This window comes from Chitinophaga barathri (assembly GCF_003807585.1).
In the GTDB taxonomy this organism is placed as follows: domain Bacteria; phylum Bacteroidota; class Bacteroidia; order Chitinophagales; family Chitinophagaceae; genus Chitinophaga; species Chitinophaga barathri.
In genome coordinates, this window is record NZ_RMBX01000011.1 from 156,569 (window position 1) to 173,271 (window position 16,703).

A 16,703-nucleotide genomic window follows, 5' to 3' on the forward strand; every position below is an offset into this window, starting at 1 on the left:
ATCCCTCCCGAATTCAATACTTTTGCAACATGAATTTCCGCCTCACCTTCCCGGTAGCTCCGCTGGAGCCTTCATTGCAATATTCCGACAAAATACTGCTTTCCGGCTCCTGCTTCGCCGAAGAAATAGGGGCGCGCCTCCTGCAGCATAAATTCAACGCACAGGTAAATCCCAACGGCATCCTTTTTAATCCCCTCAGCATCGCGCAAAGCATGCAGAGCTATATGGACGGCCGCCGCTATACGGACACAGACCTTTTCCTCCACGAAGACATCTGGCACAGCTGGGACCATCATTCCCGCTACTCCGGCACACAACAGCAGGTAGTGCTGGACCACATCAACCACGCGCAGGCAGAAGCCTCCAAACGCCTCAAAGAAGCTGACTGGCTCATTATCACCCTCGGCTCCGCATATGTGTACGTGCTGAAAGAAAATAGCCGCATAGTAGGCAACTGCCACAAAGTGCCGGAAGCCGCCTTTTACAAAAGGCTGCTCACCGCGGACGAGATCATTACCGCGCTGGACAATATGATGCACCGCCTCTTTTTCTCGAACGCCAAAGTAAATATCCTCTTTACCGTAAGCCCCGTGCGATATGCAAGGGATGGGGTGGTGGAGAACAACCTCAGCAAAGCGATCCTTTTACAGGCCGTGCATCACCTGGTGAACAAGTTCAGCCGCCTGTATTATTTCCCGGCGTACGAACTGGTGATAGACGATCTCCGCGACTACCGGTTTTTCAAAGAAGACCTGGTACATCCGAACGAACTGGCCATCCAGTATGTATGGGAACATTTCACAAATTCCTGTATGACGCCTTCCACCCAGCAGCTGGAAAAACAGGTTTCCGACCTGCTCCGCGCCCGGCAGCATCGTCCCTTTAACGCGGACAGCCCCCAGCACCGCCAGTTCCTGGATGCCTGTGCGCGCAAGGCCGAGGCGCTGAAAGAACAGCACCCTTACCTGGACCTGGAGGAAGAGTTGGCTTATTTTAAGCGTTAGGGACTACATTTCTTCCAGCTTCATTTTGATGGAATCCAGCGGCGTGTTTACGTTCGTGATAACGCCTTCTTTGTTTACCAGGAAAGAATAAGGAATGGAGAAGATATTGTATTGTTGGATGTTCTGTATGCCTTCTTTCTCAAATACCTGCGTACCGGGATAATCATGTTCTTTTACGCCTTTCAGCCAGATATCACGGGTGTTGTCGATGGAAATGGCGATGATGGACAGCCCTTTTTTCCGGAACCGGTCATGGAGTTTGTTCAGCTCAGGCACTTTTTGGATGCAGGAGCCGCACCAGGTGGCCCAGAACACCACCAGGGTATATTCTGAATGGTGGATGATGCTGTCTTTGTTCACCGGGAGGCCGGCGGTGGTTTCCCCGTACAGCGTGTTCAGTTTGGTCCCTATGGCGGCATCTTCGGAGGCGTGTTCACTGGTGTTTTTCAGGAGGGCGGCGTTCAGCAATTCCCCGTAGGGAGATTGCCGGATGCTGTCAGGCAGGCCTTTGTATACGGAAAATGCAAACTCAGGATCGTTCCGCGGGACATAATTTTCTATCATGGCGATGGGCGTTATGATAGATGGCGGGCGGCTCGCGGCATACAGCCGTGCCACGACGCCAAAAGTCAGCTTAAATTGTTTATCGTATTCCAGCACCTTCTCCGCCATGGCATCGGTGGCTGTTTTATCCCCTTTTTCGATGACGCGGAGGAATACATTTTTGATGCTGTCTTTACGGTTCATGTAATCGGTATATACACTGTCCCGCAAATGCAGGAGGTAACTATAGTCGCGTTGTATGGGGGAGGATGAGGTGACCACCGGGGAATTGTGAATACGGCGCTCCTTCCAGGTGCGGGTATCATATTCTATGAATGTCGTGTCGCCGCTGCCGACGTATACCTTAAGGGGCCAGCCTGCACGAAGGGAATGATAAGATACATCCAGGTCGATAAATCCCGGGCGCAGCATTTTGCCGCTGAGCAGTACCTCGCTGGTATCCGCATTGAGCGTGATTTTAGAATCCATGAACTGGCTAAAGTCAAATGAATCATATACGCGGATATCAACGTCCGTTTTGCCCAGAAACTTTAGCTTGAGCAGGAGGGGGAATTCCTGCAAGGGGATTTCTTTGACAGTAGCCTCTTCCTGCGTTGCCGGTTGAGGGCCGCAGGAAAACAATATGATGGCGCAAAGGGTCATCGCGCAGAGAAGAGCAGCATGTTTTCGCATGGTGAAGGGTTATGATCACATCAAAATACAAAATTTAACCAGGTAAAAAAACAAAGACCGGCCACTGGGGACCGGTCTTTTCTTCATGAACACAATTGTAGGTATAAAAGAAAAATATAGGACAAATATTATACTTCCGGCTCTTCCGCGTAGCCATCTTTTGTTTTTTTCTCTTTGATGAACACCATACCGATCACCATACAGATAATCGCGATGGACACCGGGTAAAACAGCCCCGCGAGGTGATTGCCCGTGCGCTGCACCATCATGGTGGCGATGGCCGGCAGCAGGCCGCCGAACACGCCGTTGCCGATATGATACGGCAGGCTCATGGACGTATAACGGATCCGCGTGGGGAACAGTTCTACGAGGAAAGCCGCGATAGGGCCGTATACCATTGTCACGAATATCACCTGGATAAACACCAGGAATATCAGCCAGATCATGGTGCCGGTGCCCACTTTGACCTCTTTATGCTGCGTGGTTTTGCCCGCTTTGGTCACTGTCACGTCCCGCACCACGGTACTGTCGGAATACGTGCGCACCTTGGCCGTGCTCTCCGTCAGTTTACCATCCGAATCCGGCGTTACGGAGCCTTCTACGCGGTACATGGCGGAGACTTCCTGTTTGGAGGAGAGGTCCACGGTTTTGTCCATGGCGTTGTAGATCGGGAAATAACTGATGGCGGCGATGAACATACCCACCATCATGATGTTTTTACGCCCGATCCTGTCGGACAATCCGCCGAAATATATAAAAAAAGGCGTACCGAACAACAATGCAACCGCAATGATAACATTGGACTGTATGAACTCGATCTTCATCGTGTTCTGCAAAAAGGAAAGCGCGTAGAACTGCCCGGTGTACCATACCACACCCTGGCCCATGGCGGCGCCGAAGAGGGCGAGCAGTACCAGCTTGAGGTTCTCTTTATTGCCAAAGCTCTCTTTAAGCGGGTTCTTGGAGGTTTTGCCTTCGGATTTCAGTTTGCTGAACAGCGGGGACTCATGCAGTTTGATGCGGATGTAATAACTCATCATCACCAGGAACACGCTCAGCCAGAAGGGAATACGCCAGCCCCAGTCGTTGAATTTCTCAGGGCTCATAGACAGGCGGGTGGCCAGTATCACGCCCAGGGACACGAACAGGCCGAGGGTGGCGGTGGTTTGAATAAAACTGGTATAATACCCCCTGCGGTTGGCCGGGGCGTGCTCCGCCACATAAGTGGCCGCGCCGCCATATTCACCGCCCAGCGCCAGCCCCTGCGCCAGGCGCAGGATAAGCACAAGTATGGGTGCGAATACGCCGATGGTGGCATAACTCGGGATGAGGCCGATGGCAAAGGTGGAGCCGCCCATGATCAGCAGCGTGAGCAGGAAAGTGTATTTCCGGCCCACCATATCTCCCAGGCGGCCGAATACGATGGCGCCGAAGGGACGAACAATAAAACCTACGGCAAAGGTGGCCAGGGTGGCAATGTATCCGAGAGTAGGGTTTGTGTCAGGGAAAAATTTTTCGGCAAGTATCAGTGAAAGGCTGCCGAAAATGTAGAAGTCGTACCATTCTATCAGGGTTCCGGCGGAAGAGGCGAATATCACCTGCCAGATACTCTGCTTTGCAGACGTTGAGCTCATAATGTGAAATTGTTATCCGGAAAAGATAGAGAATAACTTTAATAAATAAAACAAGTTTCCTTTCCCCGCGGCCTTTGAATTACAGAATCCGTTATCTTTATTCAAATACCAGAGGACGGCTAACTAATGCGGCGGATCTTTTTCATTTTAATATTAGCAGGGCTGTATCCCTATGTTTCGTTTGCCCAGCGCCCGGGCGTGGGGCTTACCCTGAGCGGGGGAGGCGCCAAAGGCCTGGCGCATATCGGCATATTGCAGGCCATAGACAGCGCCGGGCTGAAGATCAATTACGTGACCGGCACCAGTATGGGCAGCATCGTGGGCGCCCTTTACGCCATCGGTTATTCCGGAGACTCCATCGAAACCATGGCCCGCAAGCTGGACTGGAACGTGCTTTTCTCCAACCAGCCCGTGCTCACGGATATCAGTTATGAAGAAAAAGCGGAGTACAACCGCTACATGATAGAAGTCCCTTTCGAATACGGCAAACCCAAACTTACCTCCGGCGTGATCTCCGGCGAACAGCTGTGGCTGGAGCTGGCCAAGATGTGCTGGCCGGTGCGGGACGTAAAAGACTTCTCAAAGTTTAACATCCCTTTTAAATGTATCGCCACGGATGTGGCCACGGGCGAGATCGTAACGCTGGACCACGGCGAGATCGTTTCGTGTATGCGCGCCAGTATGGCCATCCCTTCCGTGTTCACCGCCGTGAGGATCGGCAACCGCAAGCTGGTGGACGGAGGGGTGGTGCGCAACTTTCCCACCATCACCGCAAAGGAGATGGGCGCAAAGATCATCATCGGCAGCAACGTGAGCAACGGCCTGCGCCCCGCCGATGAGCTGCAAACCCCTATCGATATCCTGTACCAGCTCGGGTTTTATAAAGACGCGCAGGATTTTGTGGAAGCGCGGAAGATCACGGACGTATATATCCACCACGAACTGAAAGGATACGGCGCCGCCAGCTTTGGCAGCGTGGATTCCATCCTGGAAGAAGGCAAAAGAAGAGGCCGGGAGATGTACCCCGTCTTTAAGCGCATGGCGGACTCGCTGAACGCCCTGTATCCCGAAGCGCCCCTGGTGGCGGACCGCCTGCACCCCGTGCCGGATGTAGAAGTCACTTCCATCACCATCAAGGGCCTGGTACACTCCGATGAAAAGTTCTTCCGCGGCAGGCTGGGCCTGGAGCCGGGCGGCTGTTATTCCCCGGACAGGATCAGGGAGGCCATTCTGAATATATACGGCACGCGGTTCTACAAACAGATCACCTATCATATGAACCCGCTGGGTTACGGCAGGAGCGAACTGGAAATAGATGTGGAAGAGACGCCGCTCACGTATGTAAAAATGGGGCTGCATTACAATACTTTCACGAACATCAGCGCGATCGTGAACATCACGCAGCGGAACTTCGTGGTGCCGAACAGCCGTGCCTTCGTAACGGTGGCCATCAGTGAGAACCCGCGCCTGCGCGCCGAGTTCTTCAAATACCTCGGCCGTAAACGTAACCTGGGCTTCGGGCTGGGCGCATATTACGAGAATGACCCGCTGAACTATTACGAAAACTTCATCAAGATCCAGGAATACCGGAGCAAGTATGCTAACGTGGACGCGCATATGCAGTTTATGCTGAACCGCGTGATGGCCCTGGGGGTGGGCACACGGTGGGAATATTTCCGCATCAAACCCAAACTCTCGCCTTATGTGGAGCTGGACGGCAACAACAAACAATACCAGTCCTTTTTCTATTACGGCCTCAACACCATCGACCGGAAGTTGTACCCTACGCGCGGCGCGCAGATACAGCTGGAAGGCGGGGTGGTATACGGGCAGAACCCGGACATCCGGTTGAAAATGCTGGGGGAGGAACTGCCGCTGGACAGTGTAGGGTTTAACTTCAACGACTACCAGCGCCTGACGCTGAAAATGAACTATTATTTCCGGCTGAGCAGGAAAAGCACCCTGAACGTGAACGGGTATGCGGGTTTTAACTTCAACTACGACCTGGAACTGCTGAACGACTTTATGATCGGCGGGGTCACGGATTACAGCCGTAACCAGATACCGTTCGTGGGCCTGTACGACGGGGAGATCAATACTTCCAGCGTGGCCGCGCTGCAGCTGGGCTGGCAATACGAAGCCATCCGCAACCTGTTTATCATCCCCCGCGTGAACGCGGCGGTGTACGACCTGAACGGCAAGGCCAATCCCAAATACCGGTATGTGACGGGGTATGGCATCACGGCGGGTTTTGCGTCAAGGCTGGGGCCGATGGAGGCCACGCTGATGTACAGCGACCAGGCGAAGTACCTGAAAGCTTATGTGAATCTCGGGTTTCATTTCTGATATGACGCCTGTGGCGGGAGGCGGGAATGAGTTGCCGCCGCCCCTGATCACCCGGCTTTAATGCATCCTGTCACCACGCACGGGCAGCGTCTGGATCATGTCCGCTTCATATTTGAGCCATTCGGCCCAGCGGGTTTTTACCATTTCTTCAGGGAGATATTCATTGGCGAGATCGATGAAGAGGCGGTAGTGCCCTGCTTCGGAGATCATAAAACGGCGGTAGAACTCGCGGAGATAATCATCTTCCAGCCCTTCGCTGAGCAGGCGGAACCGCTCGCAGCTGCGGGCCTCTATGAGCGCGAAGATCAGGAGCCTGTCCAGCAGCACGGTGGCGGGCGCGCCGCCTTTCTGCTGGAAGTTCATGAGGTTGTTCACGTATTCATCTTTCCGCTGTTTGCCCAGTACAAAGCCGCGTTTTTTCATTTCGGCGAGCACCTGGCGGAAGTGGCCCCATTCTTCGGTGACGATGGGGGCGAGCTCATCCACGAGACGCTGTTTGTCCGGGTAACGCTGTATGAGCGAGATGCAGGAAGTGGCGGCCTTTTGTTCACAGAAAGCATGGTCCGTGAGCACTTCATCCAGCGAGATCGCCGCCAGGTTCACCCATCGCGGGTCTGTGGGTAACTTTAAGCCGAGTATTGAAACTTTACTGCTCATACAGGTGTTGATATTGATCAGCGAAGTTACAGAGAAGATACTTAGTTTTGAACTATGCAAAAGGAAGACTTTTTACAGGCAGCCCTCGGCAAACGCCGCGAGCAGCACGCCCTTCGCCAGCTGCGGCTGAGCGGCCAGCGTACGGACTTCTGCTCAAACGATTACCTGGGCCTTGCCCGCAGCGAAAAGATCCAGGAGAACGCGCATGCGATCACCAAACAGCTGGACCAGGTACATGGCAGCGGCGGCTCACGACTGCTGGCCGGTAATTACGAACTGGTGGAAGAAGCGGAGCAGGTGATCGCCGAGTTTCACAATGCGCCCGCCGGCCTTATTTACAACTCCGGTTATGATGCGAACCTGGGCCTGTTTTCCTGCGTGCCCCAGAAGGGCGATGTGATCATTTACGACCAGCTTATCCACGCCAGCATCCGCGACGGCATCCGTCTTTCCGCGGCGCAGGCGTTTTCTTTCATACACAACGATCTTGAAGACCTTCAGAAAAAACTGCTCAATGCGGACGGCCGCGTGTTTGTAGCCGTAGAATCCCTGTACTCGATGGACGGCGATATGGCCCCCCTGGAGGCTATATGCGACCTCTGCGACCGGCATCACGCCTACCTGGTGGTGGACGAAGCCCATGCCACCGGCGTGGCGGGAGACAGGGGAGAAGGCCTGGTGCAGGAGCTGGGGCTGGAAGAGCGGTGTTTTGCCCGGGTGCATACCTTTGGCAAAGCGGTGGGCTGCCATGGCGCGATCGTGCTGGGCAGCCTGTTCCTGCGGGAGTACCTGATCAATTTCAGCAGGCCTTTCATATACACTACTGCGTTACCGCCGCAGGCGGTGGCGGTGATGCTGAGCGCGTACGCCATTTTCCCGGACATGTATGCCGAAAGGCAGCATCTGCGTAGCCTTATAAAGCTGTTCCGCGAGCGGATGGGGGGCAACAGCATTACACCCATCCAGGTGGTGATGGCCCCGGGTAATGAAAGGGCGCGGCAACTGGCCGCACAATTGCAGGAAGAAGGGCTGGATGTGAGGGCTATATTGCATCCTACGGTGCCGAAAGGGCAGGAACGTTTAAGAGTTGTGTTACATAGTTTTAACACGGTGGAGGAAGTGGAACAACTCGCCGCAATTGTATTGTCATATTCCTGAAAAGGCGTATATTAACATTGGATTTCCTTACCTTCTAAAGTTTTTTTATGGAGATGAACCCAGTCTGGAGAAAAGTATTAGAAGAAGTCGGATTTGTATCCTGGTACCGGTCCCTATCTGACGAGTTTCGCACGGAACCGCCCTTTGCGGACCACAGCATTACGGAGGCACAGGATATGATCATGGAGTTCGGTTTCAAAAAAACACATTTCGATCCAAAGACTTCTTTCTACCAGGTAGAAGGCGTGGACGACACACGCATTGTAAAAGGTTTAGGCGCGGGCGTGAGCATCTCGCTTAAAGACGGGAACGTGGAAGTGGTAGTGGCCTTTGATCTTGACAACGACACCCGCGTGGGCGGCACTTTCAGCCTGCTGCCCGGTATGCTCGGCGACGCCGGATCGCCCATCCGCAAACCTGTATTCACCAACTACAAAGAATTGTACGCACTGCTGAAAAAGATCTTCGAGAAGTACGATGACATCGGCAATAAGGTCATCGACATTTACTTAGCCGAACCGGCAACCATGTAAACCTATTTATGAGAATTATCCCGCTGATCTTCACGGTGGCGCTTGTATGGGCGTTGAACCACCGTTGGGGCGCCACGCCTCCTTTTGGAATGCTCTTCAGCCCTCAGCACGGTTTTTGGGTACATGCAGAGCCCGTTAATTCCCCGATCAATGAGCAACTTACCTTCCCGCAGCTGAAAGGCAGGGCGGAAGTATGGTTTGATGACCGTATGGTAGCCCACGTCTTTGCTGAGCAGGAGCCGGACGCTTATTTTATCCAGGGATACCTGCACGCCAAAAACCGCCTCTGGCAGATGGAACTGCAAACCCATGCCGCCGGCGGCAGGCTGAGCGAGATACTCGGCCCCAAACTGCTGGATTACGACCGCCGCAAACGCCGCGAAGGCATGGTGTATGGCGCGGAACAGGTGGTAAAAGGCATTGAAGCCGATCCCGTCACCAAAATGGAGCTGGACAACTACACCGCGGGTATCAATGCCTACATCAGCGAGCTGCGCAGCCGCGATTACCCGCTGGAATACAAACTCCTGGGATACAGTCCCGAACCGTGGACCAATATCAAGACCGGCCTGCTCGTAAAATACATGAGCGCGGACCTTGCCGCCACCGCGGATGATATTCCATACACCAACGCCCGCAATCATTTTTCCAAAGCAGACTTTGACCAGTTATACCCGGATTTCACGGATGTGATCGCCCCGATCATCCCGAAAGGCACCCCGTACGCCGCGCCCACGCGCCGTGCTGTGCCCCCGCCTGACAGCATTGTGAAAGCCGAATTTAAATACAACACGGAGCAGCAGGACCGGGACAAAGGCAGTAACAACTGGGCCGTGGCCGGGAGTAAAACCAAAAGCGGTAATCCCATCCTCTGCAACGACCCCCACCTGGAGCTGAGCCTGCCGAGCCTCTTTTACGAGATGCAGATCAAAACGCCCACCATGAACGTGTACGGCGTAAGCCTGCCCGGCGCGCCCGGTATCATTATCGGGTTCAACGACAATATGGGCTGGGGTTTCACGAACGGTTACGTGGACGTGCTGGACTATTACAAAATGGAGTTCCGCAACGGCAAAAAAGAATATCTCTTCAACGGACAGTACCGCCCGGCGGATCTGCGCGTGGAAGAGATCAAAATAAAAGGTCAGCCCACCTTCTACGATACGGTAGCCTACACCGTATGGGGCCCGGTATTGTACGACGAAACCTTTACCGACCCGCGTTACAAAGGTTACCTCGCCATGCGCTGGACGGCCCACGACCAGAGCAACGAGCTGCGCAGCGTTCACTACCTGAATCATGCGAAGGGCTACGAGGACTACCTGGAGGCCATGAAATCCTGGAGCTGTCCCGGCCAGAACTTTGTATACGCCGGCAAAAAAGACGGCATCGCTATGTGGCACAACGGCAAGCACCCGCTGCGCTGGAAGGACCAGGGGAAGTTCGTAACTCCCGGCAGCGATAGCACCTACGCCTGGCAGGGTTTCATTCCCCAGGCGGAAAACCCGCACATCCACAATCCCGCGGAGGGTTTTGTGAGCTCCGCCAACCAACAGGCCACGGACAGCACTTACCCTTATAACCTTTTCGGATATTACGACCTCTACCGGGGGCTGCGTATTCAGGAGCAATTGAGCCAGATGAGCGCGATTACGCCCGAGGACATGATGAAGCTCCAGAATGATAATAAAAACCGCCTGGCGGAGGCCGCAGTGCCCTTTCTGGCTAATTATGTGGCGGCAAACACCCTTAGCAGCAAACAACAGGATTACTGGCGTATGATGTTCGCCTGGGACGGCGTAGCCGGCCCTGACAGCAAAGCCGCCACGCTCTTTAACCTCTGGTGGAGCAACCTGGAAGACGCCATCTGGAGTGACGAACTGCCGCTGAACGACAGCATCGCCTACGTGCAGCCCGAGGAAAAGACGCTGCTGTACTGGCTGATGCGGGACAGCGCCATGCATTTCATCGACAATATCCATACGCCCCTCCGCGAGACGCTCGGGGAGCAGGTAACGGCCAGTTTCCGCAAGGCGGCGGACACGGCGGCCGTGCTGGATGGCAAAAGCGAGCTGGCGCTGGGGAAATTCCGGGGCACGGACATCCGGCACCTGAGCCGCAGCATCCCCGCTTTCAGCCGTATGCACCTGAATACAGGCGGCGGCCGCCACATCATCAATGCCACCAAAAAGACCACCGGCCCCAGCTGGCGGATGGTGGTGGAGCTGGGCCCCGAAACCAGGGCCTGGGGGATCTTCCCCGGCGGCCAAAGCGGGAACCCCGGCAGCAAATACTACGACAATATGGTGGATGACTGGCTGGCAGGGAAATATTATGCGCTGAAGGTGCTGGATGAGAAGAAACCAGGGGAGGGGATTGTGGGGAAGATGGTGTTCGGGAAATGATGTTTTGAGGGTTGCCGGATAGTGAGTTTTCTGTCAACACTTCGTATCGAACTTGTGGGGCTCCACCTGATAGCCGAGGGAGAAGCCGTCGCGCTCCTGGTTGATTACGATGCGGACCATGATAGTCGCTTTGCCATCAGGGTTAGTTCTGCCATTGCGTTTCCAGAATGAAATGGACAGGTCTTGACTTAACTTCATAAACGATGTGTTTTGAAAGGTTTCTGAATCGATTACTTTGATACATTTTCATATCAGATTCAGTGCTTAAAACCCAGTATGGATAAGCCTTTCCGAGAAAAAAGGTAACACGAACTTAAAAACTTTTAGTGTTACCTTTTTTGTTACCTCTTAGCTTGGTATAACATCGATTACAATCACACCACCAAAAACACAAAAGCCGCATAAACACTACGTTTTATGCGGCTTTAATATTATTTGCTTTCGCTTCTGTGATCCCGCTGGGACTCGAACCCAGGGCCCATACATTAAAAGTGTATTGCTCTACCAACTGAGCTACGGAATCATCCCGTTTCGTTTTCGATTGGGAGTGCAAAGATATGTATTAAATTATTTTTGCCAAATATTTCAGTCAATAAAATTTACAACACTACTCAAACCCTCTCCCAGCCCGCCTTACAAGAGCGAAAAAAATTTCCGGCAGCATGCCCTCGCTTTCTCATATTCATGCAGTGAATAATATTTAGTCCGGTATGATCAACAGCAAAACACCGGAGGCCGTTGAAATCAACAAGCACATCTTTCACGTACGCAATGAACTCATCCGGCATTACAATCTTCTAAAATCCCAGGGCACTACGCTACCATGCTCAAAAATGCCTACCTCGGCACAGGCACTGAAAAGAGGATGTTACTGGAGGTGATCGATTTTCACAATGAGAAATTCACGGAAAAAGTAGAAAAGGGCAAACGCTCCGGCGGCACGCTGAAGAAATGGGTGTCTACACGGGACAAACTCGTTGCATACATGAAGCACGTCCACAAGTTGCCGGATATCCCTCTGGAAAGGATAGAATACGCCTTTGCGGAGGACTTTTTCGATTACCTGACCCTTACCCTCGGCTTGCAGGATAATTCCGCTATGAAGTACCTGAAAAACACGAAGCAGCTGCTAAAGCTGGCCGTGCAACGGAAATGGGTACAGCGTAATGCGCTGGAGGATTATGCCTGCTCTTATGTGAACCCGGAGCGGGATATATTGGACATTGGCGAAGTCAGTCTGCTGTTCAGCAAAAAGATTCCCATCCCGCGGCTGGAGGAAGCCAAAGATGCCTATCTGTTCATGACCCTTACCGGATATGCCTACAAAGACGCGCTGCTGCTCTCGCCGGATAATATCATGAAATTCTTTGACGGGGAAGATTGGATCGTGAAGAACAGGGCAAAGACCTGGTGCCGGGAGAATGTGCCCTTACTCCCACTGGCAAAGGAGATTTTGAATAAATATAAGGATCATCCGTATTGCCTGGCGCATAACTGCCTGCTGCCGATCAAGAGCAACCAGCGGTTTAATGGATACCTGAAGGAAATAGCCGACCTCTGCGGCATTAAAAAGAACCTCACTACCCACACGGCCCGCCATACCTTCGCCACCACCGTTACCCTGGCCAATGGTGTGCCGCTGGAGACGGTGAGTGCTATGCTCGGGCATAAGTCCATCCGCACCACGCAGATTTATGCCAAGATTGTAGCCTCTAAGGTCAGTCAGGATATGCGGCCGTTGTATGAGAAGTTCAGTTTGGAGCTACCGGAATCATTTAAAAAACTCAAGGCTGTGTGAGGGACGTGGCTACGAGCGTATCTTATTTAATTGAGATACGCTCGTAGTAGTTACTTTGAGCCTTTTTACTTTTCGTATTTTCATCGTCTGCTCTAATAGATTTATGGATTCACTCTTGTAAAAGTATTTGTGCCGCTTCAAAAATTGAGAATAGCTAAACAAATATGTTTGAAGCCATTGATATTTCGATTTGCGATAGTGGATATATGATTTTTTGAAAAAATTAAGTAAGTTTGAATATACATATAAGACAATATGATTAAATTCCATATGGCAGGGTTATCAATTCTAAATTAGAATAATATGTTTCCCTATAACTAAAAGTAAGATGGCTTAGGTAATATTGACGCGATCCCCCTTTTCAGACTATCCCCAACTAATTAGCTATGATTTTTTCTACCACAATTGTCCCCAATCATGAAATCAGTATTGGTGCATCCCCCCAGAACGCAGATCTGGCTATTGTTCCTATTGATAGTTCGGGAACACTCGGCAAATTGAATCAATATGTATTGGAAGAATATGGATATTCGGCAAAAGATCTGCCTACCGAAGAGAGGCTACGAAACGGATTCGCTGCAATTAATACTGATGGCAAAAAGCCAATTCTTTTTGTAGTAACCGTAAATAGTGAAAAGACTTCTATAAACTTAGAAACCAATCTTTATAATACATTAACTGAATTTCAGGGATGGTATAGAGGTAAAAAAGTATGGATACCATTGATGGGTTCAGGTACAGGAGGACTGGAACTGGTAGAAAGCTTTACAATAACCGCTCGAGCAATAAACAAAGCTCTGGAGAATTATCCGGCGAAAGTATCCTTTATTCTTTCATTACCAGATAGCCCAACCGGGAGAAAACTATTTAGTGAACTACGGGTAGTAACATCTAACCAACATATTGAAGCAAAAAAATTTCTATCTGGATTTGATTGTAACTTTTTTTTAGTAGGCTCTTTTTGGGGGGCCGATAATGATCAGACTGAGCGTTTTATTGAGAAATCCATCTGGGAAAAGGGCCATGATGACGAAACCTATTCACCAATAATTAATGATGTTAGGAAAGGAGATATACTTATTATCAAATCAACATTTGCACGTAATGGGATAAGTTATTTAAAAATTAAAGCTGTAGGCATTGTAATTGAAAATCTTTTAAACGGACGAGAATTAAATGTCAATTGGAGGATTAAAGGATTATCGCAGGATATTCAGGACCTTGGTCATTACAGAAGCACGATTACTCAAATCAATCTGACTGATACTATAACTATTTTTTCAAATATTGACAGCCGATTTTGGGACTTATTATCATTGACCATTGATACAAACACTGCTACAACCCAAGCGCCTATTAGTTTGCCCGCACCTAATAGCAGAATTGCAGGGTTAATAAGTGACACTGAAAAAGGAACGGACTATCTTGATATATCAAAAGATGTTACAGCTTTTGCGCGGGTTATAGCGGCAAAAAGCTTCGACCCTCCCTTAGCTATTGCCTTATTAGGTAAATGGGGATCGGGGAAAAGCTTTTTTATGCGCAAGCTGAAGCAACAGGTAACTGAGTTCTCGAACTTTCAAGCAAGTAACCTATATTGTAAGGGCGTCGCACATATTCATTTTAATGCTTGGTCCTATATGGATGCAAATCTATGGGCAAGCATTGTATCTAAGATATTTGAAGGATTAAGTGAATATATTTCTGAAAATAGCCTACCAGGAAAAGCAAAACAGGAAATTGAACAAGAATTGTCGAGCCAGTTGTTTATTACTAAAGAAGAAATAGGTATTTTAGAAAACAAGAAAGATGCTGTAAAGAAGAAGATATCTGAACTCGAAGTAAAAAGGACGGAGATCAATAAGACATTGGAATCCCAAATCAATAAAGTCAAATCGACTACGCTTTGGGAAATTCTTCAAACTGCTGATAAAGAATTTAATGCCCGCGATAAAATAGTTAAAGCACTTAATGAGAATCCTTCGTATGTTCAATCGGAAGCTGATTTAAAGGAAATTATTCCAGAGAAATATTGGTCTAACCCTGAAGCCGCGTACCAGCAGATAAAATCCAAATACACCTTTTTAAGAGAGTTTTTCAGAAATTATTGGAATCTGCTTTGGTTGGCTATAATTCTGCTTGTTATTGGCTTTATACCACCCCTATTGGAACTGAGTAGCGACTGGATAAAAAGAATAGACTTTCTAATTCCACAGGCTACTTTATCGATTCTTGTTGCGTTAGGTGTAATATGGAAAAGAGCTGAAAATATTTATAATAAGCTTAAACCGGTAATTGCATCTTTTTGGACTATTAAAGAAGACTATGAAAGGAAAGTAAAAGAAGCGGTTTACAAATTTGAGCAAGACGAGAAATTGCTAAAATTTGATATTGAAAAAAAGAAGACATAGGTTGCGGTCATTAATGAACAGATTCACAATGCCGAAACGATCAAGATGGACATTGAGTTTAAAATTAATCATGCACTTGCTACGGAATCATTGTATTCATTTATAGATAAACGGTCCAAAAGTGAAGATTACAAAAAACACCTCGGTATTATTTCCATTATTCGGAAAGATTTTGAAACCTTAAATGGCTTGTTCGTAGATCACCACGAGGAAATTGATAAAGTTGCTGATGATTTGAGACAAAAATTCAGGAAAAAATTCCGTCAACCACTAGAAAGGATAATTTTATATATTGACGATCTTGATAGATGTCCTGAAGATAGTGTGGTGCAGGTACTGGAAGCAGTGAATTTGTTGATGGCATTTCCGCTGTTTGTTGTTATTGTTGGTGTCGATCCACGTTGGGTAAAAAACGCACTTATTAAGAAGCATGCTATACAATTTGCGAACTATTCAGTAGATCATTTAGGAAGAGAGTTTGATGTTATAGATCCCTCAAACTATCTCGAAAAGATATTCCAAATACCGTTTCGCTTGAAAGAAGCAAAAGACGTAAATGTTAGAGAAATGATCAAAGAGTTGGCCAATTTAAAATCGAGATCTGTAGAGAAAGGTGTGGCAATTGATTTAACCGATGCGCAATCTGCTCTTCAGGAAGATGAAAAACCTACGCTGAGTTCCAAAGGTAATAATATCATTATAAACGATGTGTTAACAATTTCAGAGGATTATGCTACCATAGAAGAGCTGGCGGAGTTATTTGTTTTGACAAATGAAGAGGTAGCTTTGATGCAGGATATGTCTGAAATTGTTGGTAATAATCCCAGGGCAATTAAAAGATTTGTTAATACATTCAGAATAGCTAAAGCACATGGAGAGCTTAGCAATGATGTCGCATTTTCTGATAGAGAATTGCCTGCCATATTATTATTGCTTGCTTTACCATTAGGTAAGTATAGAGCGCTTTTACCCTCTTTTGAAATGTATATAGAGAAAGGTGAAAATATCAACAATCCTATTACATCATATTTGCAACCTATTCATAAAATAGGTCTTTTAGACGAGTTGAAGCATAAGTTAAATGTAACCCTTTCGGTCAAGGGGAGCTTTGGGTTAATAGGAGGAACTCAATCGTCAATATTTCTCAAGCACATCTCCTTTATAAAGCGGTTTACTTTTGATAACATCTAAAATGCATCAACTTGACTACAATAAATAGAGTGATACGTCCGTCTACTCGTCAAAGTCACGGCGCTTACAGGATTCATTTAGAAAACAAAGATGTTTCAAATGGAATATTTGTAAATATAACACATGAAAGTAAACCATTTAATCAGACTTTCTGGTTCAATTCCAATGACTTACAAAAGTACAGAAGCATTCATTTCAAAGTCATTGAGAGTGATGAAGGAATTGAGATCGAGTGGTTACAATCTATACCATTCAAGCTAATGGAAGAATAAATGAAATAGCAAAAACAGGTTTTCGCCCTCCAGTGCAAATCTGTCTATATCTAAACAG

Annotated in this window: 12 protein-coding genes and 1 tRNA gene; 8 read left to right on the plus strand and 5 right to left on the minus strand. The window is 49.0% G+C overall.

The genetic code is table 11. From position 1 onward, the window contains the following. Nucleotides 1-29 precede the first annotated feature (29 nt). Entirely contained in the window at nt 30-1,004 is a 975-nt protein-coding gene (locus EG028_RS19800; RefSeq protein ID WP_120518061.1) for a GSCFA domain-containing protein, read from the plus strand. Between the two features lie 3 nt (nt 1,005-1,007). Here EG028_RS19800 and EG028_RS19805 read toward each other — a convergent pair whose 3' ends face one another. After that, nucleotides 1,008-2,240 carry a TlpA family protein disulfide reductase gene (locus EG028_RS19805; RefSeq protein WP_120518062.1) on the minus strand — a complete coding sequence of 411 codons (1,233 nt, stop codon included), beginning with the start codon at nt 2,238-2,240 and terminating at the stop codon, nt 1,008-1,010. A 128-nt stretch (nt 2,241-2,368) separates the two neighbouring features. Continuing rightward, on the minus strand, nt 2,369-3,874 hold the full coding sequence (locus EG028_RS19810) for an MFS transporter (RefSeq protein WP_120518063.1): 1,506 nt from the start codon (nt 3,872-3,874) through the stop codon (nt 2,369-2,371). A 126-nt stretch (nt 3,875-4,000) separates the two neighbouring features. Between EG028_RS19810 and EG028_RS19815 the strand changes: the two genes are divergently transcribed. Further along, complete coding sequence (locus EG028_RS19815; RefSeq protein ID WP_120518064.1) at nt 4,001-6,220, plus strand: patatin-like phospholipase family protein; 2,220 nt, start codon at nt 4,001-4,003, stop codon at nt 6,218-6,220. A 57-nt stretch (nt 6,221-6,277) separates the two neighbouring features. On the opposite strand, the gene miaE is transcribed toward EG028_RS19815, so the two are convergent. Beyond that, nucleotides 6,278-6,877: a tRNA-(ms[2]io[6]A)-hydroxylase gene (gene miaE / locus EG028_RS19820; protein WP_120518065.1), complete on the minus strand. Its 600-nt coding sequence runs from the start codon at nt 6,875-6,877 to the stop codon at nt 6,278-6,280. A 54-nt stretch (nt 6,878-6,931) separates the two neighbouring features. Between miaE and EG028_RS19825 the strand changes: the two genes are divergently transcribed. From EG028_RS19825 to EG028_RS19835, 3 genes are read left to right on the plus strand one after another with little or no spacing between them, the layout of a single operon-like run. Then, nucleotides 6,932-8,035, plus strand: a complete 1,104-nt coding sequence (locus EG028_RS19825; protein WP_120518066.1) for an aminotransferase class I/II-fold pyridoxal phosphate-dependent enzyme — start codon at nt 6,932-6,934, stop codon at nt 8,033-8,035. 47 nt (nt 8,036-8,082) lie between these two features. Continuing rightward, nucleotides 8,083-8,568, plus strand: coding sequence for a hypothetical protein (locus EG028_RS19830; RefSeq protein ID WP_120518067.1), 486 nt, complete (start codon nt 8,083-8,085; stop codon nt 8,566-8,568). A gap of 8 nt (nt 8,569-8,576) precedes the next feature. After that, nucleotides 8,577-10,973: a penicillin acylase family protein gene (locus EG028_RS19835; RefSeq protein WP_120518068.1), complete on the plus strand. Its 2,397-nt coding sequence runs from the start codon at nt 8,577-8,579 to the stop codon at nt 10,971-10,973. A 33-nt stretch (nt 10,974-11,006) separates the two neighbouring features. Here EG028_RS19835 and EG028_RS19840 read toward each other — a convergent pair whose 3' ends face one another. Together EG028_RS19840 and EG028_RS19845 are read right to left on the minus strand one after the other, a co-directional pair. After that, the gene (locus EG028_RS19840) at nt 11,007-11,171 is read right to left on the minus strand and encodes an Arm DNA-binding domain-containing protein (RefSeq protein WP_120518069.1); all 165 of its coding nucleotides are present in this window, start codon (nt 11,169-11,171) and stop codon (nt 11,007-11,009) included. Between the two features lie 252 nt (nt 11,172-11,423). Then, nucleotides 11,424-11,496 (minus strand) — tRNA-Lys (locus EG028_RS19845). Between the two features lie 300 nt (nt 11,497-11,796). On the opposite strand from EG028_RS19845, the gene EG028_RS19850 reads away from it, so the two are divergent. The 3 genes from EG028_RS19850 to EG028_RS19860 all read left to right on the plus strand — a co-directional run bounded on the left by EG028_RS19850 (nt 11,797) and on the right by EG028_RS19860 (nt 16,373). After that, complete coding sequence (locus EG028_RS19850; RefSeq protein ID WP_120518070.1) at nt 11,797-12,771, plus strand: site-specific integrase; 975 nt, start codon at nt 11,797-11,799, stop codon at nt 12,769-12,771. Nucleotides 12,772-13,157: 386 nt separating this feature from the next. Beyond that, the gene (locus EG028_RS19855; RefSeq protein ID WP_120518071.1) at nt 13,158-15,182 is read left to right on the plus strand and encodes a P-loop NTPase fold protein; all 2,025 of its coding nucleotides are present in this window, start codon (nt 13,158-13,160) and stop codon (nt 15,180-15,182) included. Nucleotides 15,183-15,227: 45 nt separating this feature from the next. After that, nucleotides 15,228-16,373 carry a P-loop NTPase fold protein gene (locus EG028_RS19860; RefSeq protein ID WP_120518072.1) on the plus strand — a complete coding sequence of 382 codons (1,146 nt, stop codon included), beginning with the start codon at nt 15,228-15,230 and terminating at the stop codon, nt 16,371-16,373. Nucleotides 16,374-16,703: the final 330 nt, after the last annotated feature.